Annotated in this window: 2 protein-coding genes; one reads left to right on the forward strand and one right to left on the reverse strand. The window is 66.1% G+C overall.

Annotated features, from left to right (window positions below):
- Positions 1 to 19 precede the first annotated feature (19 nt).
- Positions 20 to 472 (reverse strand): universal stress protein, encoded by a 453-nt coding sequence (locus tag WBQ44_RS05545; RefSeq protein WP_495565731.1) that lies wholly within the window; start codon positions 470 to 472, stop codon positions 20 to 22.
- A gap of 186 nt (positions 473 to 658) precedes the next feature.
- On the opposite strand from WBQ44_RS05545, the gene WBQ44_RS05550 reads away from it, so the two are divergent.
- On the forward strand, positions 659 to 3,373 hold a 2,715-nt coding region (locus tag WBQ44_RS05550), incomplete at its 3' end, for an alpha/beta fold hydrolase (RefSeq protein ID WP_495565732.1).

Here is a 3,373-nt window from a genome sequence, read left to right on the forward strand (position 1 = left end):
GATCAGGAGAGAGAATTCGTCACCGAACGGTGTGAACGATCAGCACATCGCAGGTCGACTTGCGCGCAGCGTCCGACGGGACCGAACCCAGCAATCTGCCCGTCAAGGAATTGAGGCCGCGGTTACCGACGACCAGCAGGTCGGCCTTGACGTCGTCGACCAGTTGCAACAGAGATTCGACCGGTGCACCAACGATCGCGCGCTCCTCGATCTTCTTGGCGCCGACGGCGGTGGCGTGCTCCCTGGCGGTACGGAGGATGTCATGCGTCGGTGCCGAACCGGTGATTTGGTAGGCATCCTCGCGCAGAGCGTCGGCGGCCTTGCTCGTGTCCTTGGGGTCGGCCGGGTAGTACGCGCATGCGATCACCAGCTGGGCGTCTGCGTCGCCGGCGAGGGCGCCGGCCTTCTCCACCGCCCGCAAGGACGATTCGGAGCCATCGGTTCCGACGACGACGGTGCGGTAGGCACTCATTCATTCCTCCAGTTGTAAGTGTTCTGTCACACTTTCGGTGACGCTGACGTCCGAGCGGTTGTGGTCGGTCACAGGCCCTGTTGTGCGGTGCCCGTGGCCGTTTCGATGACCCTATCCGCATCGGTCCTTCGTGATGCAAGACTTGGCTCACAACACGATTCTGCGGTCTCACATACATTGGTTCGCATGCACATCCCCCGGCCGCGTCGGTCTGCCCGGACCGTCTTGCTCGCGGTCCTCGTAGTTGCGGTTCTCGCAGCCGTGACGAGCTTCCTGGTTGCACGCTCCGGTGACGCCGACAGCGGGGTCACCGCGCTCGATGCCACGATCACCGTACCGGAGCGTCCCGGCGCCGCAGAGACGATCGATCTCGATGCGCGCCTCTACAGCCCGCAAACGACGCCCGCACCCGCGGTGCTGCTGGCTCACGGTTTCGGCGGAGACAAGACATCGGTCGAAGGCCAGGCGCGATCGCTCGCCGCCGACGGGTACACCGTGTTGACCTACAGCGCCCGCGGTTTCGGTGCCAGCGGAGGATCGATCTCGCTCAACGATCCCGACGGAGAAGTCGCCGACGGCCGAGCACTCGTCGACTGGCTCGCCGAACGCGTCGAGGTACAACTCGATGCACCCGGCGATCCCCGAGTCGGAGTGGCCGGGGGCTCGTACGGCGGCGCCCTCGCACTCAGCGTCGGAGGAACCGACCCCCGAATCGACGCGGTAGCCGCTGCCATCACCTGGAACGACCTGGGGCAGGCGCTCTTTCCGAACTACGGGGTCACCGACGACAGCGATCGTGCTCGTCTGGCCGGCATCGACACCCCCGCCGGCTCCGTATACGGCGGACCGGGAGTGCTCAAGCGGGGATGGGCAGGCGTGTTCTTCGGAGCCGGCAGCGCACCTGCCGAGGGCGCGGATGGGGCTGCAGGCAACGGAAGCACGAGCGGCGAATCCGCGAGCGGCGAATCCGCGAACGGTGAGCCGGGCTGCGGACGTTTCGCGCCGGAGTTCTGCTCGGCCTACGCCCAATCGGCGGTCACCGGTGTCCCCACCCCCGAGCTACTCGCGCTACTGTCCGCGCACTCACCATCGGCCGTGGCCGCGAACATCACCGCCCCGACACTCTTGGTGCAGGGCCTACAGGACACGTTGTTCGGCCTGGATCAGGCCGACGCCACCGCCCGGCAGATCTCGGAGGCCGGAGGCGACGTCGAGGTCCGCTGGTTCGGCGGCGGACACGATGCAGGCGGTACGAACGGAAGTGCGGACAACGCCGTCGCTGACTTTCTCGACGAGCACCTGCGCACCGAACCGGGTGCAGAGAACGACGCACAGAACCCGTTCTCGTATGCAATGCAGGGCACAGCCGTCGAGCAGGAACGTACCCGCAACCGGCGAATGACCGCACCCGAGTATCCCGGGCTGACAACGGCTTCCGACGAGTCAGATGCAACCCGGGCAGTGCCTGTCGAGCTCCGCCCAGCTGAACTTCGCCCAACCGACGGCACCGAGCCGGCAACAGGTTTGGCCGAACAGACGATCATCCGGCCCCCGGGAGCATCACCGTCGGCGATCTCATCGGTGCCCGGCCTCGGATCGGTGCTGTCGACGCTGTCCGCCACCACCGCCGGCGCTCAACTCTCGGCCGACATACCCGGCCAGTCCGCGACGTTCGTCAGCGACCCGTTGCCCGCGCCACTGTCGATCACCGGATCGTCGCGCGTCGATCTCCGCGTTGGCGCGTTCGCCGCACCGTCGCAGGCCGTGGTGTTCGTCAAGCTGTACGACGTGGCACCGGACGGCCGGCGGACGCTGCCCGGCGGTGCGTTAGCAGCCGTCCGTCTTCCCGACTCCGTCACCGCGGGACCGGTTTCGGTGACGGTGGCGCTCCCCGCAATCAGTTACTCGGTGCCCGAGGGCCACCATCTGGAGATCTCGGTGTCGACGACCGACCAGGCGTACGCCGTGCCGTTGGAGCCCGCACAGTTCGTCGTCGCTCTGGACGACACCGAGTTGTCGGTTCCCTCGGTCGAAGGCGTATCGAACAACACCAGCACCGTTCCGGTGGCACCGCTCGTCGGCATCGGCGTCATCGCACTTGCCCTCGCAACCTTGATCGCGATCAACGTTCTCCGATCGCGACGACGTCGCGTCGCCGAAGTGGACGAGGATCTCGTCGACACACCGCTCGTGATCACCGACCTTGCCAAGACCTACTCCAACGGGTTCAAGGCCGTCGACGGAGTCAGCTTAGAGGTGAAACAGGGCCAGGTACTGGGCCTGCTCGGTCCGAACGGGGCCGGTAAGACCACGACGCTGAGAATGCTGATGGGGTTGATCACTCCCACCAGCGGCAACATCCGGGTGTTCGGACACACCGTGACCCCGGGCGCCCCCGTGTTGTCCAGGCTCGGATCGTTCGTCGAGGGCTCTGGGTTCCTGCCACACCTGAGCGGCGAAGAAAACCTACGCCTCTACTGGCAGGCGACCGGGCGACCCATCGAGGACGCACACCTCGAGGAAGCGCTCGAGATAGCAGACCTCGGCGCCGCCATCGAGCGCAAGGTGAAGTCGTACAGCCAGGGCATGCGGCAACGCCTCGCCATCGCGCAGGCAATGCTCGGATTGCCGGACCTCATGGTTCTGGACGAACCCACCAACGGTCTCGACCCCCCGCAGATTCGCACCATGCGAGACGTCCTGATCAACTACGCGAAGACAGGACGCACGGTTCTCGTCTCGAGCCACCTGCTGGCCGAGGTCGAGCAGACGTGCACACACGTCGTGGTGATGAACCGCGGCTCGGTCATCAGCTCCGGCACCGTTCGTGAGCTCACAGCTGCGGGCGGTCAGACGGAAGTGCGCGTCGACGACACCGACGTCGCGACATCCGTTCTGGAA

The organism is Rhodococcus sp. (in: high G+C Gram-positive bacteria), from assembly GCF_049591685.1.
Classification (GTDB): domain Bacteria; phylum Actinomycetota; class Actinomycetes; order Mycobacteriales; family Mycobacteriaceae; genus Rhodococcoides.